The following is a 26,929-nucleotide window of genomic DNA, read 5'->3' as shown; positions in this document are numbered from 1 at the left end:
CATGGGCCGGGGCCTGACGGCGGCCCACCGGGAGAGGACAGCGACGGCGACCCCGGTGGCCTGGCCGCCGACGGCGCGATCCTGGAGGGGGACGTCGTCGATCGTGACGCCGCCCTGCTTCCAGTGCTCCCGCCGGACGAAGACCCGGCGCCGCTCGGCGATGCGGCCGCGGCGCGCCGGCCCGGCCCGGCCCGCGCCCGCCGCCAACGGCCCGACGGCATCGGCGGTCCGTCGAGGCCACGGCCGGCGGGCCGGCTGCCACCTGGAGAGTCCTCCGAGCAGCGGAGGGGTGCGCGGCCGGCCGGGCGGGGGAGTGGCGCCCGCCCCCCGCGGCAGGGCAGCCGCGGGGGGCGGCGTGGGCCGCGCGGCTGGCTGCTGGCCGCGACGGCCGGGGTCGGCCTGGCGGCGGTCATTGCCGCCGTGCTGCTGCTGCACAGGTCCGGGTCCTCCGGTCAGCGCGACGTGGGCACGGCGGTGTCGGCCGCGGCCGGGCCGGCCGGCGGCCGCACGGGCACCACCCGGCCCAGCACAGCCCAACCCGGTCCCGCGCAGCCCGGCACCACCCGGCCCAGCACAGCCCAACCCGGTCCCGCGCAGCCCGGCACGACCCAGCCCGGCCCCGCCCAGCCGGCCTCGGCCAGCCCGGCCCCGGACCAGGCGTGGCGGACCGTCCTCGCCGGCCTGAACGTGAAGCGCAGCCAGGCGTTCGAGCGCGACGACGAGGCCGCGCTGGCGGCGGTCTACCAGGTCGGCAGCGCCCTCTACGTCCAGGACCTGCAGTCGCTGCGGGAGGTCGCCGGCCGGGGTGCGCACACCACGCCCTTGACGACGCACATCCTCGACCTGGAGGTCCGTCAGCAGGGCACCGACCAGACCGTCCTGCGGGTCACCGACCAGCTTGACGCGTACAACTTCCTGGACGCCGCGGGGAAGGTGCTCGCGCACAAGGACGGGGAGCAACCGAAAAGGGGCGACGTGACGCTGGTGCGCACCGCCGACGGCTGGCGCATCTCGCAGCGCATCCCGGTGGCCTGACCCGGACGGCCTGGAGTACTCGCCGGTCGGGTCGGCCCCGAGATGTTCCGTGACGGTGTGGTGACGGGTACCAGATCGTGCGACTATGGCGGGACTCTCGGGACGATCACGGGCCCGCTCGCCGGTGTGGCCGCGCCAACCCGGCCGGGGAGATGGGCAGTTATGGACGAGTCCGAGCAGCTCGGCACGGTGGCCTCGTGTCATGCCCTCCGCGCGCCACCCGCCTTGACCGCGCCGACGTGCGAAAGTATGCGGGTCATGCATGCCGGCCCGGGACGGATCGGAAGGCGTCGAACCGAGCTGGGGGACAGCACCCCGTCCGCTTGGGCGGCACCTGGGCGGGCAAGGACCGACATTGTGGGGCTCGAGAACACTGTCCGGTGGGGTAGCGTCCCGAGGACGGCGAGATGCGGCGTCAGCGGCTGGAACGTCCGCTTCCCGGTGGTCGGTGTGGACGGACCTGGGGAGGCGTGTCGCGGGGAGACCGCGCTGCTGTTGGGAAGGCGCCCGGAGTACGACACGCGGTCTTGGCTCGGCTTGCGAACGGCTGGGTCTGCGGCCAACAGGCCGGCCCGCTCCCGCCCATCACAGCCAACTGTGTCGTATCCTGGGGGCGAAACCCCGCCACTATACTACAACACCGCAGTTCGGTCAATACATCGGTGATGCCCGCCGCGGCGGGCGACGCGGGTCGAACGGGAGAGCGGAGGAGGTGCGATCTTGGCGAACGCGTGCGCATTCCCCAGTCTTGGTCTCCTGAGCGATTACTGTAGGTCGGTCGATCACGCCAGATCGGTCCATCATCGTCATTCCGGCAACAGAATTCGGGAGGGGTGGCGTTGACACAGCCCGCGACACAGCCTGTCACGCAGTCCTCGGGGCAGTCGTCCGCGCAGGAGCCCGGTGCCCAGGGCGCGGGGCAGCCGACGGCGCAGGCCCCCCGGCAAGCCACGAAGGGCTCGCGCCGGCCCGCCGCCGGTGGCGCGGCCTCGCGTCGCAAGACGGCCGAGGCCGAGAAGCCACCGCCGCCGGCCGAGGGCACCCCGACGCCGCGCGCCGCCGGGGGTGACGAGGAGGAGGCCGAGGACGCCGAGTTCGACGCGACCGCCGAGGCGGAAGCCGAGAAGGAGACCGAGAAGGACGACGACGAGCGTGAGGCCGGCCCGGCGCCGTCGGCCGCCGACCGCATGTCGCACGACAGCGTCCGCCAGTACCTCTCCCAGATCGGCCGTGTCCGGCTGCTGACGGCGGAGGAGGAGGTCGACCTCGCCAAGCGGGTCGAGGCCGGCCTGTTCGCCGCCGAGAAGCTCGCCGCGGACGCCGCCGGGCTGGTGGGCGACCTTCGCCGGGAGTTGGTGTGGGTCGAGCGTGACGGTGAGGTCGCCAAGAGCCGCCTCGTCGAGGCGAACCTGCGGCTGGTCGTCTCCATCGCCCGTCGTTACGTCGGTCGCGGGATGCTGTTCCTGGATCTGATCCAGGAGGGGAACCTGGGTCTGATCCGGGCGGTCGAGAAGTTCGACTACACCAAGGGTTACAAGTTCTCGACGTATGCGACGTGGTGGATTCGGCAGGCGATCACGCGGGCGATCGCGGATCAGGCGCGGACGATCCGTATTCCGGTCCACATGGTCGAGACGATCAACAAGCTGATCCGGATCCAGCGGCAGCTGCTCCAGGATCTGGGCCGTGAGCCCACTCCGGAGGAGATCGCGAAGGAGATGGACCTGACCCCGGACAAGGTCCGGGAGATCCAGAAGGTCGCCCAGGAGCCGATCTCGCTGGAGACGCCGATCGGTGAGGAGGAGGACTCCCACCTCGGTGACTTCATTGAGGACTCGGACGCGGTCGTTCCGGTGGACGCGGCGAGTTTCCTGTTGTTGCAGGAGCAGTTGGACTCGGTGTTGCACACGTTGTCGGACCGGGAGAAGAAGGTCATCCAGCTGCGGTTCGGGTTGACGGATGGGCATCCGCGGACGTTGGAGGAGGTTGGCCGGGAGTTCGGGGTGACGCGGGAGCGTATTCGGCAGGTAACTAGTCAGGCCTCCTGATCTTTTGCTGTTGTCGCAGGTCGGGTCGTTTTGGTGACGATCGGTGTGGGCGCGGGGTGGGTGCGGTGGGTGACCGTCTCGTAGGTTGATCGTGTGTCTTCCGTCGATCAGCCCGCGCCGTCGTATGACGAGCTCGCGGTGCTGGTCGTGGCGCAGGCCGCGCAGGTCGCCGGGTTGCGGGCCGCGTTGGAGAAGGCGCACGCCGAGATCGAGGCGTTGCGGGCCCAGGTGGCGACGAGCTCGCGGAACTCCTCGAAGCCGCCGAGCTCGGACGGGCTGGGGAAGCCGGACCCGAAGTCGCGGCGTGCGCGGACCGGCCGGAAGCCGGGGGGTCAGGAAGGGCATGAGGGGTCGACGCTGAGGCTGGCCGCGGACCCGGGCCGGGTCGTGACCCATGAGCCGGCGGTGTGTCGGGGCTGCGGGGACGGGCTGGTGCTGGCGGCGGTCACCTCGGTCGAGCGGCGCCAGGTCGTGGACCTGCCGGAACCGGTCCCGCTGGTCGTCGAGCACCGGTTGGTCGAGCGGGAGTGCGCCTGCTGCGGGACCCGGACCCGGGCGGCGGCACCGCGCGGGGCCGACGCCCCGGTCCAGTACGGCCCGCGGGTCGAGGCGACGGTCCTCTATCTCTATGGCGGCCAGTTCCTGGCGCGCGACCGGGCCGCCGCCGCGATGGCCGAACTGTTCGGCACGCCGCTGTCGGCGGGCACGGTCGCCGCGATGCTCGCCCGCGCCGCGGCCCGCCTGGCCAAGGAGTTCCTCCCGAGGGTCCGCGACGAGATCGCGGCGGCGCCGGTCGCCGGGTTCGACGAGACCGGGCTGCGCGTCGCCGGGAAGCTGCACTGGGTGCACTGCGCCCGCACCGAGAAGTACACCCTGCTCGTCTGCCACCTCCGCCGCGGCGTCGAGGGGATGGCCTACCTGGGCGTGCTGCCCGGCTACACCGGGGTCGCGGTGCACGACTGCTGGTCGCCGTATGACACCTACGTCCAGACGGATCACCAGCTCTGCTGTGCCCACGTGGCGCGGGAGTTGACCGCGGTCGCAGACACGTCGCCGCCCGACGGCTGGTGCTGGGCGACGCAGGCCGGCGAGGCGCTCGTCGACCTCGAGCGGCTCGCCGCCGACGCCCGCGCCGCCGGCGCCACCGCCCTCGCTCCCGAAGCGACCGCCGAGCCGCTGCGCCGGCTGCGCCACGCCGTCCAGATCGGGATCAGCCAGACCCAGGCCCGCTCGACGAAGCTGATGCGTAAGCACAACGCCCTGGCCCGCCGCCTCGCCGACCGCGAGGCCGACTACCTGCGCTTCCTGAACAACCTGGCCATCCCACCAGACAACAACGGGCCGGAGCGCGACATCAGAATGGTCAAGCTGAGACAGAAGGTCTCCGGCTGCCTGCGCTCCCTCACCGGCGCCCGCCAGTTCTGCGCACTGCGCAGCTACCTCTCGACCACCGCCAAACACGGCCTCGCCATGCTCGACGCCCTCGTCCAACTCGCCGAGGGCCGCCCCTGGCTGCCCACCAACACCCAAGCCCCCACCGCCACCGCGTGACAACCAGTAACCGTCAGCCAAGAAACACCTGACTAGTTACTTCGGCAGATCGAGTCGAAGACGTTGTCGAAGCTGCGTCATCCGTCCCGGTCGCAGAAACTGCGGGACTACCTCGAATAAGGCGGCGTGGCCGGAGACGGCGCTTCGCGCCTCCGGCCCCGCCGCCTCGGGCGCTGAGCGCCCTCCCAACCTCTGATGTCCGCAAATGTGGATGTCGGGGGTTGGGGGCGTATCTGGCTCGGTTTCTTGCTCGGTTTCTTGGCTGGGTTGGCAGGTTCGGTCCGCCGGTCGGGATTGCGTGGTTGGGTTGGCGGCGCGGTTCTTGGCTGGAACTGGGGGGTCCGGTCTGCCGGTCGGGATTGCGTGGTCCGGTTGGCGGCGCGGTTCCTGGCGGGTTCGGTCCCACCTCTCGGGATTGCCTGGTCGGGTTGGCGTGGCGGTTCTAGACGGTCGGGCCGCCTCTGCGGGATCGCGTGGCTGCGTGGCGGTTCTTGGCTGGGTTGGGGCGGTCGGTCTTGTCTCTCCGGTGGGTGGCCGGGTGCTGCTACTAGGAAGGCCCGACATGAGTGGCAGTCCTGAACCGGTGGCCCGGCTGACCAACGCCGCGCGTGACCTTGACGGTGAGCCGTGGGAACGCGACGAGTTCGCCCGTGTGCTGTCGTGGCGGCTGGATCGGCCGATCTCGGTGCACGCCGTGCTGCTGACCGAGGCGGAGACCATGGTCGCGTCACGTCTGCTCGAGGAGCTCGCTGGCGTCTACCCCGATGAGCCGCTCGGCCAGCTTGCCCGTTACCTCGCGATGACCCTCTCCACGAAGGCGTGGTCGGGGGAGGGCTAGTCCGCTCTCTCGCGGGCTGATTCGGTCGCGCACCGGTGGGGGATGGTGAGGACATGCGGGTCGTGGTCACCGGGGCGTCCGGGCTGCTCGGGTCGGCGCTGGTGCCAGCGCTGCGGGCGGACGGGCATGCCGTCGTCACGCTCGTGCGCCGTGAGCCCCGCGGACCCGACGAGGCGCGCTGGGACCCCGATCACGGCCAGCTCGACGCCGTTGTCCTGACCGGCGCGGACGCGGCGGTCCACCTCGCGGGCGCGGGGATCGGTGACCACCGCTGGACCGACGCCTACCGGCAGAAGATCCTCGACAGCCGGATCCACGGCACCCGGCTGCTCGCCGGCGCGCTTGCAGCGAGGGTGAGCGCGGGCGCCGGTGACGGCGGCCGGCCGCTCGTCCTGCTCTCGGCCAGTGGCACCGGCTGGTATGGCACCGCCGCCGACGAGCCGGTGGACGAGACGGCTCCCGCGGGAACCGGGTTCCTCGCCGACGTGGTGCGCGCCTGGGAGGCCGCCACGGCGCCGGCGGCCGACGCGGGCGTGAGGGTGTGCCTGTTGCGCACCGGGATCGTGCTGGCCGGCCGGGGCGGTGTGCTCGCCCGGCAGTTGCCGCTGTTCCGGCTGGGCGTTGGCGGGCGGCTCGGCTCGGGCCGGCAGTGGGTGTCCTGGATCAGCATCGACGACTGGGTGGGGGCTGTCCGGTTCCTGCTGGCCGCCGCCGGGCCTGGTGGCGTGGTGGGGCCGGCGGGCGTCGCGGGGCCGGCGGGCGTCGCGGGGTCCGTGGCCGATGACCGCGCCTCGGTGGTGCCCGGCGGGCCGGCGGTCCATGGGCCGGTGAACCTGGTCGCCCCGGGCGTCGTCACCGGCGCCGAGTTCGCGCGCACGCTCGGGGCCGTGCTGCGCCGCCCCGCTGCTCTGCCCGTGCCGCGGCTGGCGTTGCGCGCCGTCGTCGGGGGGCTCGCCGACGAAGGGGCGCTTGCCTCCCAGCGGGTCGTGCCGCGTGTCCTGCAGGCCGCCGGCTATCAGTTCCGCCACCCCGAGCTGTCCGGGGCACTGCGCGCCGTCCTCAACCGCTGAGCGCGGCCCCGGCCCGAAAATCTCCTTCCGGCCTGACGGTACGTCAGGTGACTATCGCCGCGATCGGCGCCGGAGTGACCTGGCATGCCGAGGGCCTCGCGCGGCCGACCACGAGCTTCGCTGATTGACCATCAGATTCAACGTGGATACGGTTCCCGACCACCGGGGGCTCGCGGGATGGGCTTGACGGGGCCGTCAGTCCGCTCTGTCGGCTGTTCGTGATGAGCGGTAGCGCAACGGCATCGGTGTTCCCGATGAGGGGTGTGCCATGGGAAGGAAGTCCCGATTACGCCTACTTGGCGTGCCGGTCGTCGTCGTCATGCTGGTCGCGGCCTGTGCCTCCGGCCATCGGGGCGCGAATCCCGACGGGGGCGGCGGGGCGGCCGGCCAGGCGACGGCCGCCGCGCCAGCCGGGCAGACCTTCGGAGACCTGCCGAGCCCGTGCGGGCCGGGCAACGCCAAGGGCGCGACCGACCTGGGCGTCACCGACACCGCGATCAACATCGCCTACGGAGATGACCGTGGGTTCACCGGAAGCCCCGGCCTCTCGCACGAGGTAGGCGACGCCGTCAAGGCGATGATCAAGTGGTGTGACGACCAGGGCGGGGTCAACGGCCGCCAGGTCAACGGCACGTTCTACGACGCCAAGATCACCGAGACCAACAACGTGATGACGGAGGCCTGCCGTTCGGCCTTCATGCTCGTCGGCCAGGGCTGGGCCCTCGACTCGGCCGGTGAGCAGACCCGGGTCGCCTGCGACCTGGTGTCGGTCCCGACCTTCTCGGTGAGCCCCGAGTTCGCCAACGGGCCCATGCAGTACCAGGCGGTCCCGAACCCGGCCGACGAGACCGTCGGGGCGTTCTTCGCCCAGTTCGCCAAGCTGTACCCGGACGCGATCAAGAAGGCCGCCGAGTACACCACGACGCTGGCGACCGAGAACTACTCGACGAAGCGCGGGGTGGCGGCGTCGAAGCCGTTCGGCTGGAACTGGCTGCCCTGCACCCAGACCGTCAACTACTTCGGCGAGCCGGACTACAAGCCGTTCATGCAGAAGCTGAAGGACTGCGGGGCCCAGGTCGTCTGGTTCACGCTGTCGGCCGGCCCCCAGCTCTACAACGCGCTGCAGGCCGCGGACCAGGTCGGATTCCACCCGCTCTGGCTGACGGAGACCAACAACTACACCCAGGGCTTCGCCGACTTCAACGCCAACCACCTCGCCGACAACGTCTACGTTCGGACCGCCTACATCCCGCAGGAGCAGGCCGACCAGGCCCCGGCCGTAAAGAAGTACATCGACGTGGTCAAGGCCGACGGCGGTGACGTCAGCCAACTCGGCGCGCAGGCGACCTCGTCCTTCCTGCTGTGGGCGACAGCCGCGAAGAAATGCGGTTCGACGCTGACCCGTCAGTGCATGGTCAACCAGCTCTCGAAGATCACCCATTGGACCGGCGGTGGCCTGCACGCGGCCTCCGACCCCGGCGGGAACCACGGACCGACCTGTGGCATGCTGCTGCGCCTGCAGGGCACCAGGTACGTCCAGGTCTACCCGAAGAAGCTGGGCGCCTTCGACTGCTCGCCGACCTACACGGTGAAACTGCCGGCCGGTTTCGTGACGGTGAAGCTGAACGCCGACCGGATCGCCACCAACTACCTGACGGACGAGGCCATCCGGCCACAGGCCTAGCGCGGGCAGGACACCTTCGAGAACGGCTGGCGCAGCAGTGGAGCAGTTTCTGCAGTACACGATCCTCGGCCTGGTGCTGGGCGGGATCTACGGGATCGCCGCCTCCGGACTGGTCCTGACCTGCACCACGTCCGGCATCTTCAACTTCGGCCACGGCTCGATCGCGATGCTGTCGGCGTTCGTCTACTGGCAGGTCCGGTTCGGCTGGCACTGTCCGGCCCCACTGGCGCTCGTGGCCGTGCTCGGCGTCTTCGCGCCCGCCCTGGGGGTGCTGCTGCACCTTTCCATCATGAGAGGCCTGCGGGACACCACAGAGATCACCAGGATCACGGTGACGGTCGCGCTGACCGTCGGCTCGCTGGCCCTCGCGAACTGGATCTGGGACCCGACCGTCCCCCGGCGGTTCGACTACTTCTTCGGCGGCACCCACCAGGTGCGCATCGCCGGCAGCCGGATCACCTACCACGAGCTGATCGCCCTGGCCACGGCGGTCGTGATCGCCGTCGGGCTGCGGTTCTTCTTCTACCGGACCCGCACCGGCGTCGGGATGCGCGCGGTCGTCGACGACCCGCCGCTGCTGCGGCTGTCCGGCGGGCGCCCGGAACGGCTGGCGACGCTGTCCTGGGCGCTCGGCGCGATGCTCGCGGCGCTCGCGGGCATCCTGATCACGCCGATCCTGGGCGGCTCGCTCGACCCGAACGCCCTGACCCTGCTCGTCATCGACGCCTTCGCCGCCGCGGTCTTCGGCCGGCTGCGCAGCGTCCCGCTGACGTTCCTCGGCGCTGTCGTGCTGGGCCTCGCGAACAACTACGTGCTCGCCTACTTCCCGAGCGAGCGGTGGACGTGGACGTCGGACTTCCGCATCTCGCTGCCGATGATCATGCTGTTCGTCGTGCTGCTCTGGCTGCCGCAGGACCGGCTGCGCGGTGCGACGATCACCCGCGCCCGCGAACGGTTCCGCGTCCCGGCCATGCGCTCTGCCGTGGCCTGGGCGGTCGTCCTGGTCGTCGTGATGTTCCTGCTGAAGGAGATCATGGCCCCGACCGTCGTCAACACGATGGTCACCGGGATGACCTTCGCGATCATCGCGCTGTCGCTGGTCCCGCTCACCGGCTACGCGGGGGAGATCAACCTGGCTCCGGTGTCCTTCGGCGCCATCGGCACGATCATCGCGTACCACTACGGCATCACCGGGCACGGCGTGGACACCCGGATGACGATCTGGGGCCTGCTGCTCGCGGCGGCGGTGTGCGCGGTCGTCGGTGCGCTCGTCGCGCTGCCGGCGCTGCGCCTGCGGGGCCTCTACCTGGCCCTGGCCACCATGGCGTTCGGGGTGTTCGTCTCGACGATGGTGGTCGCGGACACCGTGCCGAGGGTGCTGCCGCTGGTACACACCAAGTTCTCGATTTTCCCTAACGGGACCCTCAACGTGCCACGGCCCCGGTTCGGGCCGGTCGACCTGGCCAACGGCGGCCAGTTCCTGATGGTCGTGACCGTGCTGTTCGCGGTGCTCGGCGTGCTGATGGTGGCCCTACGGCGCAGCGGTTACGGCCAGCGGCTCGTCGCCCTCAAGGACAGCCCGGCCGCCTGTGCCACGCTCGGGCAGAACCCCGTCCGCCTCAAGCTGTCGGTCTTCATGCTCTCGGCGGCGATCGCCGGCGTCGGCGGAGCGCTGATGTCGGCGGCGGTGGTGTCGGTCAGCCCGGACCGGTTCACGATCTTCGTCAGTCTCGGGCTGGTCATGACCGTGGTAGTCGCGGGTATCGGTTACGTCAGCGGCGCGCTCGCCGGTGGGCTGCTCGCCGGGGTCGGCTTCGTCGCCCTCCAGGACGTCTTCGCGAAGGTCGGCACCGATCACGCGACATTGCACGGCATCTTCTCCTTCCTCGGCCACTTCTCGACCGTGCTGCCCGCGTTGATCGGGGTCTCGCTGTCCCGCAACCCGACCGGCTTCGTCCACGACCTCATCGAGCGGTACGCGGTGTTCCGGCGGGCCCGGGTCATGCTCGGCGCCGGTCTGGCCGTCGAGGCCGGTCTCTACCTGCTCGCCTACACGGACACGATCAGCAACTGGTGGTTCGTCGCGCTCACCGCCGTGCTCGGGGCGGCGTTGCCACGGATCACCTCGGCGGTGCTGGACCGGCTGGCCGCGCGGGCGGTCCCGGCGGTGTCGGGCGCCTCGCCGGCCGCTGGGCCGGGCGTCTCCCCGACCGCCTGGCCGGTCGCCTCACAGGCCAGTCGGACCGGCGCCTCGCCGGCCGGTCGGGCGGTCGCCCTGCCGGTCGCCGGCCAGGTGCGGCTGGAGCTCGTCGGCGTCGACGTCCCGTTCACGCCCGCCCACCGCGCGCTGCTCGATCGCGCGCTCGGGCTGCCTGAACCGCCCGCTGTCACCGCCAGCCGGGCCACGACCGCGCGGCCGCCCGCCGACGCCCGTGTCAGGTCCGCCGCCCCGGTGCCCGTGCCGTGACCGCGAGCAGGGAGGCGTGCCGTGGCCATGCTTGAGACCGAGGCCGTCTCGGTCCGCTTCGGCGGCAACCTGGCGCTCGACGGCGTCTCGCTGTCGGCCGAGCCGGGGCGGGTCACCGGGCTGATCGGCCCGAACGGGGCCGGCAAGACGACCCTGTTCAACATCGTCACCGGGCTGCTCGCGCCGACCCGGGGCCGGGTGCTCGTGGACGGCGCGGACGTCACCCGGCTGCCGCCGTACCGGCGGGCGCACCGCGGCCTCGCCCGGACCTTCCAGCGCCTGGAACCGTTCGTCTCCCTGTCCGTGCGCGACAACATCAGGGCCGCCGGCCAGATCAGCAACACCTGGCGACGCGGGGGAAGGGTCGACGTCGACCGGGAGGCCGGCCGCGTCATCGACCTCGTCGGGCTTACCGAGGTCGCCGACCGGGACGTCGCCGAGCTGCCCACCGGGCAGGCTCGCCTCGTCGAGCTCGGCCGGGCCCTGATGACCAAGCCCAGGGTACTGCTGCTGGACGAGCCGGCCTCCGGCCAGACGGAGCCCGAGACGGAAGCGTTCGGGCGCCTGCTGCACCGTCTCGCCGAGCAGGACGGCCTCGCCATCTGCCTGGTGGAACACGACGTCACGCTGGTCATGGGGGTCTGCACGATGATCTACGTGCTCGACTATGGCAAGGTCATCGCAGCGGGTCCTCCCGAGGTAGTCCGCGCCGATCCCGCGGTAATTGACGCCTACCTGGGATCCACGCCGACGGACCCGACATGACGGCGATAGATCCGGCCGGTGCCGTTGGGCCGGTCGTCGCTGGGCCCGTTGCGGCTGGGCCGCTCGCGGCTGGGCCTGGTGCGCGCGGGACCGCAGCCGCAGGGGCGCCGTTGCTGGAGCTGGTCGGCGTCTACGCCGGGTACGGCCCCATCGAGGTGCTGCACGGGGTCGACCTCGCGGTACCGGCGGGCTCCGTGGTCGCGCTGCTCGGGCCGAACGGCGCGGGCAAGACCACCACGCTGAACGTGTGCTGCGGCCTGCACCCGCCCTCGGAGGGGGAACTGCGACTCGCCGGCCGGACGGTGACGGGAGCCTCGGCCGAGGCGTTGGCGCGCCTCGGGATGTGCACCATCCCCGAGCGGCGGGGCATCTTCCCGAATCTCACGGTCCGGGAGAACCTCTGGATGATGTCCCAGGCCCAGGCGCAGGGAGAAGCCCAGGGCCGAGGCCAGGTCGACGGCCGAGGCCGGGGCCTCGGCCGAGGTCGGCCGCGCGGCTCGCGCGCCTCGTTCGCGGGCGTCGAGGAGGTCGCCTACGCGAGGTTCCCGATTCTCGGGGAGCGTCGCGGGCAACTGGCCGGCACGTTGTCCGGCGGCCAGCAGCAGATGTTGGCGCTGACCAGGGCACTTGGCACCAACCCGGCTGTCCTGCTGCTCGACGAGCTGTCGATGGGGCTCGCCCCGCGGGTCGTACGGGAGCTGTACGAGATCGTCGGCCGGCTCGCGGCGGACGGCATGTCGATTCTCATCGTCGAACAGTTCGCCCGCACGGTCCTGCCGATTGCCGACCGGGTGGCAGTCATGCTCCATGGCCGCATCGTCGACGCCGGCGCACCGTCAGAGGTCGAGGCGAACATCTCCGCCGCATACCTGGGAGCGTGAAGGAACGATGGAACAAGGCCGAGTGGATCAGTTCAAGGCCGACGTGTCCAGGCTGAAGATACGGACCGGGGACGCGCGGCGGGACGGCGTCCTGCAGGTCGTGGGCATCGTCCTGATGGCTGGCGGGATCACCGCCGACCTCCTGGTGTACGAGTCCTCCCGCAACCTGAGCGACCCCCGTGACATCCAGTCGCAGATCGTCCTGGCCATCGGGCTCGTCGGGGTCACCGGTGCCGGCGGAGCGGTCTTCCTGTATGCCTCCCTGGCACGGTTCCTCCGATTCTGGCTGCTGCGCCAGGTCTACGAGTCGCAAAGCCAGGTCGACCAGGTGGTCGCCGCGTTCCAGCCACGAGCGCAGGCAGCAGCATCCACGGAGTCCTCGCCGAACCCGCCGCCGGCGGAACTCGAACCGTCGACCAAGGCTCCTGTCGTCGCCGCCGGCTAGAGCCACCGCGAATGTCATCGCAATGCCTCGACGACCTCGCTTCCTCGCCTGGTTCAGAGACTCCGGTTGGAGGGAGCGGCAGTCGGCCCGGAAGGATAGGCCGGTGACGATGGACTGGCCGGCGTTGATCAGCGTCCACGACGGCTACGACCTTCGGCAGGGTGCTGACGAGGCCGAAATCTCGGCGGCCGAGTCCAGGCTTCACGTGCTGGTCCCCTTGGCGCTGCGAGACCTCCTCGCTGCCAGCAACGGCGTGTTCGACCGGGTCGGGCAGTGGTTCGTGGTGTGGCCGCTTTCCCGCATCGTTCAGGACAACAGCGAGGCCTGGGAGCTGGAGGGGCGAGACCGCCGGGCGTACCTCGGGTTCGGTGACGACGGGACGGGCAATCCGTTCTGCATGCGGCTTGACGGATCGTGCGCCGTCTTCATCTGGTCGCCGATCGAACGCGAAGCGACGAGCATCTCTGATGATCTTGCGTCGTTCTGGTGCGGCTGGGCGGGAAACACGATCTCAACCTGAACCCTGCAGAGCAGTCAGATGCCCCAGGCGGGCGTGGCCCCGGTGGTGTGGCCGCGATGGGGCGGTCGATGGCTGTGAAGGTCATCGTCGCGGTCGCGCGTTTCGATCCGCGCCGCCCGTGACGCGGGCTTCACTACACGGCCCTCGGTGAGGGGTGGCCAGGAGTGCGTCGGCTGCTAGAAGCGGCAGGGCTCGTCTAGCGGAGCCCGCTGGTGGGGTACCGGCTGACGGCCAGATCGTGCCCGGATCGAGTTGGGCGCGGGGGAGGTCCAGTTGCCACGGTCCTCGTGGGGCAGAAGGGATTCCCCATCATTGTCGTGCGTGTCGGTGATGTACTCGCGGCCGACTGGGCCGATCCAGCGGAAGACGCCGGGTTGAGGCTGGTCCAATTGCCAATTTCCTCGGTGTTTTGCGCGGTGATGGTGTCTACACAAGAGGCCGAGATTGTCGAGTGCGGTGTCGCCGCCGTCCGCGAAGGCGACGGTATGGTCAATATCGGTCTGAGTTGCGGGCATGCCGCAGCCTGGGAACACGCAGCGGCTTTGTTGGTGGCGGACGAGACGGGCCAGTTCCGGGGTGGGGACCCTGCGCCGACCGAGGTCGAGAACGGTGCCCGTCACGGGGTCCGTCAGGACGCGTCGCCAGCGGGCGTCGGCGGCCAACGCCCGGCCGGCCTCGCCGGGAATCGGGCCGAAGCCCACGAGTTCGGCCGGGTTGTCGTCCAGGCCGGCCAGAGTGCCAACGGAGGCGATGACCTGGAGTTCCACGGTGACGTGTTCGCGCCGGTTGCCGAGGAGCAGCGCAGTGAGGACATCGGCGCGACGGGCGTCGATCGAGCGGGTGTCGCCGTCGGTGCGGGCGTCGGTTCTGGCTATCTGGTTGATCCGGTCGTAGATCGCCCGGGCGTCCTCGGCGGTCAGTACGGCGGTCAGCGTTGCCATGCCCTCGTCGAGCGCCTGGATGCCGATCATGCGGCCGGCGCGCGCTTGCCGGCGGCGCTTCGCGGCGGCGTCGGGATCGAGCCGGGCGACGAGCCTGTGGATCTTCCGGCGCCACCGTGGCGGGGAAGCGAGCCGGCCACCGGCTAGCATCGCTGCCTCGACGGTCGCTCGTTCCTCGGCGGTGAGGCACGCGGTGAGCTGGTGCAACGCGGCGAGCCGGGTGTGGTCGAGCAGGCCGGCTGTCAGGTCGGCCAGCGCGGCAGGCAACTGGTCGGCGATCTCCCAGGCGGTCGAGAGCCGGCTCGACATTGTCCGTGGTGACTGCGCCAGCTCGGCTGCGAGCTCGTCAGCAGCGAACGCCGAGTATGGGTCGCCGGTCTCGTCACCCAGACCGGGCGGGCGTAGTTGCGCGAGATGGACGTGCGTGCGGATGGTCAGCCCTTCCAACCGGGCGGCCAGTCGCGCCAGTCGGGCCGCCAGCGACAACGTCGCCGATGCGTCGCAGACAGCCAATCCGGCGAGGATGTCGTCGAATGTGGCGTCGACCGCGTCCAGTGTCCCGAGCAACCCGATGACGGTTTCGGAATCTGGCAGAGGGATGTTGCTGGACGAAGGGTCGCTTGCTGGCGGATTGCTGCTCGGAGAGACGGCAAAGGAATTGTGGGTTGACGGGAGGCCGGGGGAAGTGCCGTCGGGGAACCCGCTGTGGGACGACGGCGCATGGTCGTCACGTGCTTCGAACATAGGTTCATGATATCGCCGTGGCGGAAATGTGCAAACGCGCGGAGCTTGGGCGCCTGACGAGTCGAGTTAGGTCGGTGAAAAGCCATCAGGCAGAATTCCCTGGTGTTCTCTGTCGCATTAATGCATCGGGCCGCCGCCCTGAAGAATCGAATGGGAGGCGATGGCGCCACCCGATGTCTCGCCAGATGGGCGGCCTTCGGCCAGCGACCGCCGCCAAAGGGGCGCCGGGCCCGGCGACGACCGAGGAGCGAGGTGGCGGAAACCTGCCAGATAAGGCGGGCTGGCGCCCGGATGATGGTCGCATGACCGTGATCGCCGCCGCCCCGGCCCCTGCCGCCGTCACCTACCACCTTCAGCCGATCGATCCTGGCGAGGCCGACCGGCTACGTGCCAGCAGCCCAGACGCACCCAGGTACACAGCGGACGTCCACCCGGGCTACCCCTGCCGGCAGTGCCTTCGGGACGCGGCCGTTGGCGAGGAGGTGGTCCTCGTGTCCCACGATCCGTTCACCGCCGACAGCCCGTACCGGTCAGCGAGCCCGATCTTTCTGCACCGGGGCGGCTGCGAGCCCCCACAGGACCTGACCACCCTCCCTGCGCAGCTCACCGGCCGGCAGCTGTCGGTCCGCGCCTTCGACGATGGCGCGATGATGATCGACGCTGCTGTGATCGAAGGCACCAGCCTGGCCGTGACGCTCGACCGTTTCTTCGCCCTCGCGGCGTGCGACCACGTTCACGTCCACAACGCGAGCCGTGGCTGCTGGGCGACCCGCGTCGGCCGCGCTCGCTGACCACGACGTTGCCGGGCCACACCCGAGCTGCGGGCGCGGGCGGGTCACGGAGCGCACCGGGAACAGCCGAGCCTCACCCGGGCCGGCCTCGATCCGGATCGGCTCGATCGGGCAGCCTGGCCGCCGTCGTCAGACGAGAGTCGTGCCCCCGAAACGCGGTCGGCCCTGCCACGTCCACTGGGGATGCGACGGGGCCGACCGGAGCCGGAGCCCTGTGTCAGAGGCCGAGCTCGGCCTCGAAGGAGCCCTCTTCGAGGCGGGCCTTCACCGTGGTGAGGAAACGGGCCGCGTCGGCGCCGTCGACGATCCGGTGGTCGTAGGTCAGCGCGAGGTAGACCGTGGAACGCACCGCGATGACCTCGCCGAGGTTCGGGTCCTCGACGACGGCCGGCCGCTTCACGACGGTCCCGGTGCCGAGGATGCCGACCTGCGGCTGGTTGAGGATCGGGGTGTCGAACAGGGCGCCGCGGCTGCCGGTGTTGGTCAGGGTGAACGTGCCGCCGCTGAGCTCGTCCGGCGAGACCTGGTTCGCGCGGGTGCGCTTGGCCAGGTCGTCGATCTTGCGGGCCATGCCGGAGAGGTTCAGGTCCCCGGCGTTGTGGATGACCGGGACGGTCAGGCCGCGCTCGGTGTCCACCGCGATGCCGAGGTGCTCGACGTCGTAGTAGGTGATCGTGCCGGCGGCGGTGTCGACGCTGGAGTTCAGCACCGGGTGCTCGCGCAGCGCCTCGCAGGCGGCGATCGCGAAGAACGGCAGGAACGACAGCTTCACGCCCTCACGGGCGTAGAACGCGTCCTTCGCCTGCGTACGCAGCCTGGCGATCTTCGTGACGTCGGCCTCGACGACGGTGGTCAGCTGGGCGCTGACCTGCAGCGACTCGACCATCCGCTTGGCGATGACGGTCCGCAGCCGGGAGAGCTTCTCCGTCTTGCCGCGCAGCGCCGGAACGGGCGCGGAGGGAGCTTTGGCGGCTGCCGCGGGCGCCGGAGCCGCGACCGGGGCCGGGATGGCAACCGGGGCCGGGGAGGCAACCGGGGCCGGGGTGGCAACCGGCGCAGGGGCCGCGGCGGGGGCCGGCGCGGCGGCGGGGACGGCCCGGGACGCGTCCACGATGTCCTGCTTGCTGATCCGGCCGCCAGGCCCGGTGCCCTTGATCGTGCCCAGGTCGACACCCAGCTCGGCGGCCATCTTGCGGACCAGCGGCGTGACGTAGCGGGCCTCGCCGTTGGAGGAGGCAGCGGCGGCCACCGGCACCGGGGCCGGAACGGGCGCGGGTGCCGGCGCAGGGGCCGGAGCGGGCGCAGGGGCCGGCGGCGGAGCGGCCGCGGCGGGTGCCGGCGGCGGCGGGGGAGTGGCGGGAGCCGGCGGCGGCTCCGGGGCCGGCGCGGGAGCCGCGGCGGCGGCTGGCGCGGGTGCGGCCGCCGGGGCCGCCGCGCCGTCCTCGATCACCGCGAGCTCGACGCCGACCTCGACGGTCTCGTCCTCGGCGACCTTGATCGACGAGAGGACGCCGGAAGCCGGTGCCGGGATCTCGGTGTCGACCTTGTCGGTGCTGACCTCGAGGAGCGGCTCGTCGGCCTCGACGTGCTCGCCCTCCTGCTTGAGCCACCGGGTGACCGTGCCCTCGGACACGCTCTCGCCCAGGCGGGGCATCGTGACGGATACAGACATTCCTGCGGGACTCCTGTGTCATCCGGGGCCGTGCGCGCGGTGGCGACCCAGACCTCCCGAGATCGGCCTTACCGATCCGGCAGGACCCCGGCCGCGTCGCCCGCCGCGTCGCGGCGTCGCCCCGCCCAACGGTCCGCCGACCAGGCGGTCGGCGGGCTGATGGGCGGCACGGCGCCGCGTCCGGGTGGGCGTCCGCCGGCCGGCTGGGCACCTGCGAACGCGGTGCCGGCACTCGGCTGGACCGGGTGCCGGCGGGTGCCTGGCTGGTTGCGGGTGGTACCTCGGCCTCCCAGACCGACGACCTCCCCGATCGGCTAGGCCGATCTGGCGGGAGGCCCGTCGCCGTTCCGGCAGGCACCCCGGCCGGGGCGACGGCCGGTGGCCGCCGCCCCGGACCGGCTAGTCGTGCGTGTGCAGCGGCTTGCCCGCGAGGGCGAGGTGGGCCTCGCCGAGTGCCTCCGACATCGTCGGGTGCGGGTGGATCAGCTGGGCGACGTCCGACGGGTACGCCTCCCAGTTCGTGATCAGCTGTGCCTCGGCGATCAGCTCGCCGACCCGGTCGCCGACCATGTGCACGCCGACCACCGGCCCGTCCTTGACCGCGATCACGGTGACCGCGCCGGCGGTCTTGAGGATCTGGGACTTACCGTTGCCGGCGAGGTTGTAGGTCACCTTGGTGATCGCGTCCGGGCCGAAACGCTCCTTGGCGACGGCCTCGGTGAGACCGACCGAGGCGACCTCGGGCGAGGAGTAGGTGACCTTCGGGACGTTGTCGTAGTCGACCGGGGTCGGGTTCAGCCCGGCGATCTGCTCCGCGACGAAGATGCCCTCGGCGAAGCCGACGTGCGCCAGCTGCAGGCCCGGACGGATGTCGCCGATCGCGAAGACGTTCGGGATGTTGGTGCGCAGGGAGCGGTCGACGAGCACGAAGCCGCGCTCCATCGCGACGCCGACCTCGTCGTAGCCGATGCCGTCGGTGACCGGGCCGCGGCCGACCGCGACGAGCAGCAGCTCGGCGTCGACCGTCGAGCCGTCCTCCAGCGAGACGGTCACCCCGTGGTCGGTGGTCTTCACCCCGGCGAACCGGGTCTTCAGCTTGAACTTGATGCCGCGCTTGCGGAAGCCGCGCTCCAGCAGCTTGGAGCTGGACTCGTCCTCCAGCGGGACCAGATGCGGCAGGGCCTCGATGATCGTGACGTCGGCGCCGTAGGAGCGCCACACCGACGCGAACTCGCAGCCGATCACACCGCCGCCGAGCACCACGACCGAGCTCGGCACCCGGTCGAGCTTCAGCGCGTCCTCGCTGGTGATGACCTTCGCGTGGTCGAGCTCCAGGCCGGGCAGGCTCCGCGAGTACGAGCCCGTAGCGAGGATGATGTTCCGGCCCTCGATGACCCGTCCGTCCACGGTCACGGTCGTCGGGGAGGTCAGCTTGCCGGTGCCCGCGACGACCTCGATGCCGCGGGCCTTGACCAGACCGGTCAGGCCCTTGAACAGGCCGCCCACGACCGAGTCCTTGTACTCGTTCACCTTGGCCATGTCGATCCCGTTCAGGGTCGACAGGACGCCGAAGGTAGCGCTCTCGTGGATGTTGTCCACGATCTCCGCCGAGTGCAGCAGCGCCTTCGTCGGGATGCACCCGCGGTGCAGGCACGTGCCACCGAGCTTGTCCTTCTCGACGAGGACGACGCTCAGTCCGAGCTCCGCGGCGCGCAGGGCGGCGGCATATCCGCCGCTTCCGCCACCGAGGATGACAAGGTCGACGGGACCGGCCGCAGATTGTGCCACGCCAATGGCCCCTTCTCATTACTCGTAGTCGGCAGGGCGCTCGGACGCGGACAGTGGTGGGCGCGCCCGGCCGCCCGTGCGGGGCCGTTGTCGGTCCCAGGTGTCCAGTCTTTCACGCGCTGGCAACAGGCCGGACAGGATGTCGGTCCGTGTGGATCGTCACGTTCACGAATCCGCAACTGTTGCTGTCGCAACCACCAGTTGGCGCCGGCCTCGTGCGGTCGGCCCTATTTGGGCGAGGACGCGACAAACGGGGGGCGTGCGACCGTCATCAGCGAGCGGCGGCCGCGGACGTCGACGCTCACCTGGTCGCCCTCGGCGACCGAACGGTCGAGCAGCGCGAGGCCGATGCCGACCCGTAGCGACGGAGAGAACGTCCCGCTGGTGACCTCGCCCACATCGGTGCCGGCCGCGTCGAGCACCCGCATGTGCGGCCGCGGGATGCCCCGGTCGAGAGACTTCAGGCCCCACAGCACCCGCGCCGGCCCCGCCGCCTTCTCGGCCAGCAGCGCCTCCCGGCCCCAGAACCGCTCCTTGGCCCAGCCGACGGCCCAGCCCGACCGCGCCTGGACCGGGCTGATCGAGAGTGACAGGTCCTGGCCGTGCAGCGGGTAGCCCATCTCGGTGCGCAGTGTGTCGCGGGCACCGAGGCCACAGGCCCGCCCGCCTACGCCGGCCGCCGCGGCCAGCAGCGCGTCCCAGACCTCGACGGTGTCCTCCCAGCGGGGGAGCAGCTCGAAGCCGCGCTCGCCGGTGTAGCCGGAGCGGCAGACGATGACCGGCCGGCCCTTCCACTCGGCGTCGCGGAAGCTCATGTACTCGCCCTCGGTCGGCAGGCCGAGCGCGGCGAGGACGTCGGCCGCCCGCGGGCCCTGGACCGCGAGCACCCCGTAGGACTCGTGCAGGCCCGTCACCTGGAGCTCCGGACCGGCCGCCGCCGCCAGCCGGCGCACGACCTCGGCCGTGTTCGCCGCGTTCGGCACCAGGAACACGTCGTCGTCGCCGTACAGGTAGGCGATCAGGTCGTCGACGACGCCGCCCGACTCGTCGCAGCACAGCGTGTACTGGGCCTGGCCTGGGTGGATTCGGCCGAGGTCGTTGGTCAGCGTGGCGTTGACGAACCGCACGGCGCCCGGCCCGGCGACCCGCGCCTTGCCGAGGTGGCTGACGTCGAACACGCCGACGGCCGCGCGGACGGCCCGGTGCTCGGCGAGCACCCCCGCGCCGGCGTACTCGATCGGCATCTCCCAGCCGCCGAACGAGGCCAGCTTGGCGCCGGCGTCGACGTGGCGATCGAACAACGGGGTGCGCAGGAGCACCGGGGTGCCAGCAGCGTCGGTGCCAGGAACGTCGGCCATGAGGCGCAGCGTAGCCGGGCCGGCGGCCCCGGCACCCGCCACCGCCGTCGTCCGGGGCGGCAGCGCGGACCAGGCGCGCCGGGCCGGTCACGCCGGCTGGATCGGCGGAGGTGGCCTGCGACAGGGGCAATGCTGACTAGGCTTCGGACATGACCTCCGCCTCCGCCGCCGTAGCAGCGCTGAAGACCCTGGACGTGGACGCCGTGGTGATCGGAACCGCGGCCGGCGACGAGGGTCCGGTGCCTCTCGGCGGCACGGCCGAGCTGGACGCGGCCCTCGGCGGCCGGCTCGCCAGGGTGCTCGCCGACGTGGGCGCCACCGGCCGGGCCGGCGACGTCGTCCGGTTCGCCACCCTCGGCGCAATCGCGGCCGGCAGCGTGGTCGCCGTCGGCGTCGGGCCGGCGACGAGCGGCGAGCCCGACCTTGAGGCGCTGCGGCGCGCGGCCGGGACGGCGTCGCGCGCGCTCGCCGGCGCCGCCAGGGTGGCGACCACGCTGGCTCTCGCCGGCGGCGCGGCCACGCCCGAGTCGGTGCGCGCGGTCGCCGAGGGCACCCTGCTCGGCGCCTACAGCTTCGACAGCTTCCGCACGACGTCGGCGAAGGGCCGCCTCGCGCCGGTCGAGCAGGCCGTCGTCCTGGTCGACGAGGCGGGCCTCGACGCGGCCACCGGCGTGGTCGAGCACGCCGCTACGGTCGCCGACGCGGTCCGGCTGGTGCGCGACCTGGTGAACACGCCGCCCGGCCACCTGCCCCCCGCCCGGCTGGCCGAGATCGCCGAGCAGGAGGCGGCCGCCGCCGGGCTTCTCGTCGAGGTCCTGGACGAGAAGGAGCTCGCGGACGGCGGCTACGGCGGCCTGCTCGGCGTCGGGCAGGGCTCGACGAACCCGTCCCGGCTGGTCAGGCTGGAGTGGCCCGGCACCGAGGGCGCCGACGCCGGGGTGACGCTCGCCCTCGTCGGCAAGGGGATCACCTTCGACTCGGGCGGCCTGTCGCTGAAGCCGCCGGCGTCGATGGAGTGGATGAAGACCGACATGGCCGGCGCCGCCTCCGTGCTCGCCGCCATGGTCGCCGTCGCGCGGCTTCGGGTCCCGGCGCGGATCGTCGGCTGGATGGCGTGCGCGGAGAACATGCCGTCCGGGACGGCGATCCGGCCGGGTGACGTGATCACCCTGCGCGGTGGGACCAGGGTCGAGGTGCTCAACACCGACGCCGAGGGCCGGCTGGTGCTCGGGGACGCGCTGGTGCGGGCGAGCGAGGAGCAGCCCGCCATGGTCATCGACATCGCGACCCTGACCGGCGCGCAGATCGTCGCCCTCGGCCAGCGGACGACCGGGCTGCTGGGCCGGGACGAGGCCGTCGAGGCCGTCGCCGCCGCGGCGAAGACGACCGGTGAGGCCGTCTGGCCGATGCCGATGCCGCCGGAGCTGCGCAAGGGCCTCGACTCGACGGTCGCCGACCTCGCGAACGTCCCGACGAACGGCAGCCGCGACGGCGGCATGCTCGTCGCGGCCCACTTCCTGGCAGCGTTCGTCCCCGACGGCATCCCGTGGGCGCACCTCGACATCGCGGGCCCGTCCTGGAACGGCGGGGAGCCCTACGGCCACACCCCGAAGGCAGGCACCGGCGCCCTCGTGCGCACCCTCGTCCAGCTGGCCGAGGACCGGGCGGACGCCTGAGCCTTCGCGTGGCCCTGTCGCGGGGCCGGCCCGGCCGGGCCACTGGTGTGCCCGTCTCCTGACGTGCGCCGCGACAGGTTCCGGGACCCTGTCTTCCGCACATCACCCGCGCTGACCTGCGGCGATCACCGACGGTGGCGACGGGTGGTGACACGCAGCGGAAGACGACGTTCACGTACGACAACGACGACCGGCAGATCTGGCAGACGGACGGCTCGGACAGTTTCGACTGGGCGACGTACGGCACGACGTACGACCCGAACGGGAACGTCGCGACGACGAAGGACCCTGACGGGACGTTCACGGCCTACACGTACACGGATCACAACCAGCTCGCGACGACCACGCTGAAGGACTTTGTCGACGACCCGGTCGCCGGTACGACGCCACGCGACCTGGTTCTGGAGTCGCGGGCCTATGACCCGGCGGGCCGGCTGGCCTCGGTGACCGACTCGCTCGGCCGGACGACGCAGCACACGTACTGGTTGGATGACCTGCCGCGGCAGACGGTGCTGAAGGGCTACCGACCGCCGGACCTGGTGAACGGTGTTCTGTCGGGCCCGGGCGCACGTGACATCGTCCTGGACGACAGGACCTACGACGCCGCCGGGAACCTGACCCAGGAGATCACCGGCGGTGGAAAGCAGACCGTCACCACCAGCTACGACCAGGCCGACAGGGTCTCGGCGACCACCCTCGACCCGAACGGCCTCGCCCGCGCGACCAGCTACAGCTACGACGCCAACAACGACGTCACCTCCACCGTCACCAGCGCTTCCGGCGCCAGCACGACCGAGCGCACCGACTACGGCTACGACAACGCCTCCAGACTGACCTCGCAGACCGTCTTCGGTGACGGCACCGCGACCTACGTGACCTCGTACACGCGTGACCAGCGGGGCTATGCCACCGGGGTCACCGATCCCCGTGGCTACGGGTCCGGCGGGACGCTCGACCCGGCGTACACGACGAACTTCGTCACCGACGCCAGTGGGCGACTGGCGCAGACGATCGAGCCGTCGGAGCAGATCGAGGAGAACGGTGGTGCTCCGGCCGCGTCTCGGCCGTCGGAGGAGGTGGGCTACGACACCTTTGGTGATCTCACCCAGTCTCGGGACGCCCGGAACAACGTCACGACGACCAGCTACAACACGCTGAGCCGGCCGTACAAGTCTGTCGCTCCCTCGTACACCCCGCCCGGCGGTTCGGCGATTACTCCGACCGCGAAGTGGACCTACGACAGCAACGGCAACGTGCTGACGCACACCGATCCGTCGAACCAGGTCACGACGACCGTCTACGACAAGTTGAACCGTCCCGTCTCGGTGACCGATCCGCAGGTCACGGGTGCCTCCGCCGCGGGAGTGACGCGTCTTCTCTACGACGACGCCGGCAACCTGCGCACGACCGTCGACCAGGACGGCGCCTGGACCTGGTTTGGCTATGACGACCTGAACCGGCGCTGGACGACGACGGAGACGGAGCGTTCGCCGCAGGGCGCGTACACGACCTACACCGATCACGACGACGCTGGGAACGTCAACAGGGTTCTGACGTGGGCGAACGTGTCGACACAGGCCGCGTCGACGGCCAGTTACGACGCCGCGGGTGAGCTGGTCGACGCGCACGACGCGTTGGGCAAGCTGACCCACTACGGCTATGACCTGTCGGGTCACATCGCGTCGGTGACAGACCCGCTCGGCCGGCAGACTCGGTACACCTACGACCGGGCCGGCCGGTTGACGACGACGGCTCAGTATTCGCCGTCGAACACCCTCCTGCGTTCGTCGTCGACGGGTTATGACGCGGCCGGCAACGCGACGAGCCGGACTGATCCCAATGGGCACGTCACGACCGCTACGTACGACGCCCTCAGCCAGCCTCGGAGCATCACCGTCCCGGTCGCCAGCGGCAGCTCGATCACCAGCAGCGCAGGCTACGACGCCGCGGGTAACAAGACGCGGGCGACCGACGGCAAGGGCAACGTCACGGCCTACACCTTCAACAGCCTCGGCCTGCCCGAGACGACAACCGAGCCGTCGACGACGGCCTACCCGGCCGCGGCGGACCGCACCTGGACCACCTCGTACAACGCCAACGGGAAACCCACAACCGACGTCGAGCCGGGTGGCGTCACCCAGACCGCCAGCTACGACGAGCTCGGCCGCGTCACCGGTGTCTCCGGCACGGGCGGCGGCGCGACCGCAGCGTCGGCGAGCTTCGGCTACGACCTGGCGAGTCAGCTGACGTCGGCGTCGCATCCGAGCGGCACAGAGGCCTACACCTACGACGACCGGGGCCTGCTGACCGGTAGCTCCGGGCCGGCGGGGAACGCGTCGTTCGGATATGACGTGAACGGCCGGGTGACCAGCCGCAATGACGCGGGTGCGAACTCGACGTTCGGCTACAACGCCCGGGACGATCTGACGTCGCTCACGACGAACGCGACGGGGACGACGGCGGCGCTGACGTACACCGACGCCGGCCAGCTTTCCACCGTGACCTATGCGTCGGGGAACGCGAACAGCACGGTGCGGACGTTCCTGTACGACGATCTGGGCCGGACCGCGTCGGACACGTTGACCAACCCGTCAGGGACGTTGCGGGGCCAGTCGTATGTCTATGACAACAACGACAACCTGACCTCGACGACGTTCGGCCCGCTGTCGGTGGCCGGTGCTGGTACCCAGTCCTACGGCTACGACTGGGCCAACCGGTTGACCTCGTACACCAACCAGGCGAACACGACGACCACCTACGGCTGGGACGCCGCGGGCAACCGGACGTCGGTGAACGGGACGACCGCCACGTTCGATGCCCGTAACCGGCTGACCTCGGATGGCACCGCGTCGTACAGCTACACCGCGCGCGGCACGCTGAGTACCCGGACCGCCGGGTCGACGACGACCACCACCAGCTACAACGCGCTCGACCAGCTGACCGGCGAGACGACCGGGTCGACGACGACGAGCTACGCCTACGACGCGCTGGGCCGGGTCGCGACCCGTAACGGCACCGCGCTGTCGTATGCCGGCACCGAGTCCGAACCCGTGTCCGACAACGTCTACGGCTACACCCACACCCCCGCCGGGGACACGTTCGCGGTCAGCTCCTGGGCCGGCGGCTGGGACACGTTCAGTAACACCCACGGCGACCTCGTCGCCGCCGCGACCCCGACGGCCACCGCACTGGCCGACTCGCGTTGCTACGACCCCTTCGGTACGCCCACCGCTGCCGGCATCACTCATATAGGTATCGGCTACCAGGGCTCCTGGACCGACCCCACTACCGGCCGTGTCGACGCGGAAAGCCGTTGGTACAGCCCAGGAACCGGCACGTTCAGCAGCCGCGACGGCACGTCGTTGCCCTGGACCGGAACCGCGGCCGACAACCTCTACACCTACGCCGGCGCCAACCCGCTCGGCAACAACGATCCCACCGGCAGATATCTCGAAGATCTTGTCGGCGTAGGCACCAGGCTGGCGGAAGTGTCGGTTCCTTTTGACGAGGAACCCGTCGGCTGGCTGACAACGACGGTCGCTGGCGGCCTGGTCGTCATTGGGCTGGCCGGCTCGATCCTGCCGATGTTTAGCACAAGTACTAAGACTGCCCCTCAGCCCGCCCCGACCGCGGCGCCATACCGCAAGTACGGTCCGTACCGTCCGTTCGGACCCTTCGTCCTCGCGAATCCGGCGAAGCCGGCGACTGGGACGGGCACTGGAACGGTGACGCCCGCAGGCGGCTGTGGCACGAGGTGCACCACCCCGCCGCCAACCAGGACCCAGCCGAAGACGTCGCCCAGGGCCAAGACGAGCCCGGCGCCGAGGATCCAGCCGCCTCCGCCTCCGCCTCCGCCGATCATCATCGGTCCGACGCCTGTGTCCGGCACCACCCAGGACGTCCATCCGCTCGCCGACACCAGTGACCAGATCAAGACAGCGCCGGCTCAGAACCCCGCGGGCTGGGGCAACGGCGACGGCTACGTCTACGAGGTTCCCGACTGCGTCGACGACCCAGCCTGCCGAAGCCTCCTACTCAGCCTCAGCGGCCCCAGAGACTCCTCCGGTACCGGCCAGGCACCCGAGGTCACCAATCCGCTCTGCGGCGCCGACAGCCCCGGCAGCCAGTCCCTTGCCACCAGCTGCGACCAGGCCCCAGCCACCCAAGCAGGCGGAGCCGGCGGCAAGGGTGGCGGAAGGCCGCCGCACGGTCCGTCGCAACTGGGCGCAGACGCGGGCGGCGACGAAGAGTTGCCCATCCCCAAGGGGTTCTCCAGCCGTTCGGACTTCGAGCGATTTAGTGCCCTTCTAAAGCAAGGTCTATCGAGTGCCGGTTACGACGGCACTGACGCCACCTTCCAGGGAAGTTCGGTGACGGGAAGGAGTTTTCGAACCGGCGAGCCATTTGACGGGGGTAGAGTAAGTGATTATGACATCGCTCTTGGCGGGGAGGATATCTTTGAGGCCGCGAGATCCGCGGGAGTTGGCCTGCGTGGAGGCGGAATTCGGACCGGTCCGCTCAAGGGTGGAAGTCTCGCCCGGCTGGGCCTCGCTGACCTCCAAGATGAGTTGACTTCTCTGGCTGGCAGGCCCGTGAACTTTATGATCGGCGGCGCTCTATCGGAGACGCGGTTGCGCGAAGCCCTAGTATCATGA

Annotated in this window: 17 protein-coding genes and 1 pseudogene; 14 read left to right on the top strand and 4 right to left on the bottom strand. The window is 71.0% G+C overall.

The features are described from left to right. From FRADC12_RS33985 to FRADC12_RS28055, 11 genes and pseudogenes are all read left to right on the top strand, one after another. Positions 1-1,035: pseudogene (locus FRADC12_RS33985) on the top strand (hypothetical protein); the annotation flags it as partial. 833 nt (positions 1,036-1,868) lie between these two features. Further along, positions 1,869-3,083 (top strand): RNA polymerase sigma factor RpoD, encoded by a 1,215-nt coding sequence (gene rpoD, locus FRADC12_RS03950; protein WP_045875599.1) that lies wholly within the window; start codon positions 1,869-1,871, stop codon positions 3,081-3,083. 93 nt (positions 3,084-3,176) lie between these two features. After that, entirely contained in the window at positions 3,177-4,634 is a 1,458-nt protein-coding gene (gene tnpC, locus FRADC12_RS03945; protein WP_045875598.1) for an IS66 family transposase, read from the top strand. Between the two features lie 562 nt (positions 4,635-5,196). Further along, positions 5,197-5,472, top strand: coding sequence for a hypothetical protein (locus tag FRADC12_RS03940; protein WP_157488683.1), 276 nt, complete (start codon positions 5,197-5,199; stop codon positions 5,470-5,472). A 53-nt stretch (positions 5,473-5,525) separates the two neighbouring features. Further along, entirely contained in the window at positions 5,526-6,542 is a 1,017-nt protein-coding gene (locus tag FRADC12_RS03935; protein ID WP_045875596.1) for a TIGR01777 family oxidoreductase, read from the top strand. A 268-nt stretch (positions 6,543-6,810) separates the two neighbouring features. Then, positions 6,811-8,226: an ABC transporter substrate-binding protein gene (locus tag FRADC12_RS03930; RefSeq protein ID WP_045875595.1), complete on the top strand. Its 1,416-nt coding sequence runs from the start codon at positions 6,811-6,813 to the stop codon at positions 8,224-8,226. Positions 8,227-8,263: 37 nt separating this feature from the next. Next, a complete protein-coding gene (locus FRADC12_RS03925) occupies positions 8,264-10,693 on the top strand; it encodes a branched-chain amino acid ABC transporter permease (RefSeq protein ID WP_045875594.1) in 2,430 nt (809 codons plus the stop codon). A 21-nt stretch (positions 10,694-10,714) separates the two neighbouring features. After that, positions 10,715-11,458 carry an ABC transporter ATP-binding protein gene (locus FRADC12_RS03920; RefSeq protein ID WP_198152767.1) on the top strand — a complete coding sequence of 248 codons (744 nt, stop codon included), beginning with the start codon at positions 10,715-10,717 and terminating at the stop codon, positions 11,456-11,458. Next, positions 11,455-12,339 (top strand): ABC transporter ATP-binding protein, encoded by an 885-nt coding sequence (locus FRADC12_RS03915; RefSeq protein WP_232303597.1) that lies wholly within the window; start codon positions 11,455-11,457, stop codon positions 12,337-12,339. Before FRADC12_RS03920 ends, FRADC12_RS03915 begins: the two co-directional genes overlap by 4 nt. A gap of 22 nt (positions 12,340-12,361) precedes the next feature. After that, positions 12,362-12,784, top strand: a complete 423-nt coding sequence (locus FRADC12_RS03910) for a hypothetical protein (RefSeq protein WP_232303596.1) — start codon at positions 12,362-12,364, stop codon at positions 12,782-12,784. Positions 12,785-12,893: 109 nt separating this feature from the next. Then, positions 12,894-13,304: an SMI1/KNR4 family protein gene (locus FRADC12_RS28055; protein ID WP_232304106.1), complete on the top strand. Its 411-nt coding sequence runs from the start codon at positions 12,894-12,896 to the stop codon at positions 13,302-13,304. A gap of 176 nt (positions 13,305-13,480) precedes the next feature. Here FRADC12_RS28055 and FRADC12_RS03900 read toward each other — a convergent pair whose 3' ends face one another. Further along, a complete protein-coding gene (locus FRADC12_RS03900) occupies positions 13,481-14,989 on the bottom strand; it encodes an HNH endonuclease signature motif containing protein (RefSeq protein WP_045875591.1) in 1,509 nt (502 codons plus the stop codon). 302 nt (positions 14,990-15,291) lie between these two features. Here FRADC12_RS03900 and FRADC12_RS03895 point away from each other — a divergent pair, with 302 nt between their 5' ends. Next, on the top strand, positions 15,292-15,780 hold the full coding sequence (locus FRADC12_RS03895) for a DUF1203 domain-containing protein (RefSeq protein ID WP_052710670.1): 489 nt from the start codon (positions 15,292-15,294) through the stop codon (positions 15,778-15,780). 217 nt (positions 15,781-15,997) lie between these two features. Here FRADC12_RS03895 and FRADC12_RS03890 read toward each other — a convergent pair whose 3' ends face one another. From FRADC12_RS03890 to gcvT, 3 genes are all read right to left on the bottom strand, one after another. Further along, entirely contained in the window at positions 15,998-17,452 is a 1,455-nt protein-coding gene (locus FRADC12_RS03890) for a 2-oxo acid dehydrogenase subunit E2 (protein WP_045875590.1), read from the bottom strand. A 399-nt stretch (positions 17,453-17,851) separates the two neighbouring features. Then, positions 17,852-19,240 (bottom strand): dihydrolipoyl dehydrogenase, encoded by a 1,389-nt coding sequence (lpdA, locus tag FRADC12_RS03885; RefSeq protein WP_045875589.1) that lies wholly within the window; start codon positions 19,238-19,240, stop codon positions 17,852-17,854. 227 nt (positions 19,241-19,467) lie between these two features. Beyond that, positions 19,468-20,598, bottom strand: coding sequence for a glycine cleavage system aminomethyltransferase GcvT (gene gcvT, locus FRADC12_RS03880; RefSeq protein ID WP_045879052.1), 1,131 nt, complete (start codon positions 20,596-20,598; stop codon positions 19,468-19,470). A gap of 149 nt (positions 20,599-20,747) precedes the next feature. Between gcvT and FRADC12_RS03875 the strand changes: the two genes are divergently transcribed. Both FRADC12_RS03875 and FRADC12_RS03870 read left to right on the top strand, forming a co-directional pair. Continuing rightward, positions 20,748-22,274, top strand: a complete 1,527-nt coding sequence (locus FRADC12_RS03875) for a leucyl aminopeptidase (protein WP_045875588.1) — start codon at positions 20,748-20,750, stop codon at positions 22,272-22,274. Positions 22,275-22,408: 134 nt separating this feature from the next. Continuing rightward, complete coding sequence (locus FRADC12_RS03870; RefSeq protein ID WP_052710669.1) at positions 22,409-26,929, top strand: RHS repeat-associated core domain-containing protein; 4,521 nt, start codon at positions 22,409-22,411, stop codon at positions 26,927-26,929.

The organism is Pseudofrankia sp. DC12, assembly GCF_000966285.1.
GTDB lineage: Bacteria > Actinomycetota > Actinomycetes > Frankiales > Frankiaceae > Pseudofrankia.
The sequence above is the reverse complement of the archived record's forward strand: the minus strand, read 5'-3'. Positions and strand labels throughout refer to the sequence as shown.